Origin of the sequence: Micromonospora yasonensis (assembly GCF_026013475.1) — a bacterium.
Taxonomy (GTDB): domain Bacteria; phylum Actinomycetota; class Actinomycetes; order Mycobacteriales; family Micromonosporaceae; genus Micromonospora; species Micromonospora yasonensis.
On record NZ_JAPDPH010000478.1, the window covers coordinates 1 to 580 of the forward strand.

Below are 580 nucleotides of genomic sequence, written 5' to 3' on the forward strand. Positions count from 1 at the left end.
CGTCCCGAACCGGGTGGTGTTCAACACCGGTGACCGCTGCCTGTCGGGTACCTGCCAGCCGTTGAACTCGACGAACAAGGCGAACTGGCCAGACGTGCCGTTCGACCTGATCTGCGCCTCGGGGACCGACTGCACCTCGTGGAGTCCGTCGTTCTTCTCGACGGTGCGGCTGACCGGCATTGAGGCGCAGCAGTACAACACGGCGACGTCGGCCTACGAGAAGGTGGACTCGTACGCCTTGGCGCATACGATGCCGGCTACCGGTGACGGGACGTCGCCGACGTTGTGGCTGGGCTCGATCATCCGCACCGGTCACGACACCTCTGCGGGTGGGTCGACGTCGGCGATCAGCCTGCCGTCGGTGTCGTTCACCGGTATCAAGTTGGCCAACCGGGTCGACACCACCGGTGGGCTGCCGAACTTCTACCGGCAGCGCATCGCCACCATCACCACCGAGAGCGGCTCGGTCATCTCCCCCAGCTACGAACTACCGTCGGCCTGTGCGGCCCCGGTGACCACCGACCCGGCGACGAACACGAAGTCGTGTTACCCGGTGTTCTGGACGCCGGACGGCTACACC

At 65.9% G+C, this 580-nt stretch carries 1 protein-coding gene; it reads left to right on the forward strand.

Annotated elements, in window-relative coordinates; genetic code table 11:
* Nucleotides 1-580 (forward strand): hypothetical protein (locus tag ONA70_RS36435; protein WP_265011014.1); only part of this gene is annotated, 580 nt, incomplete at both ends.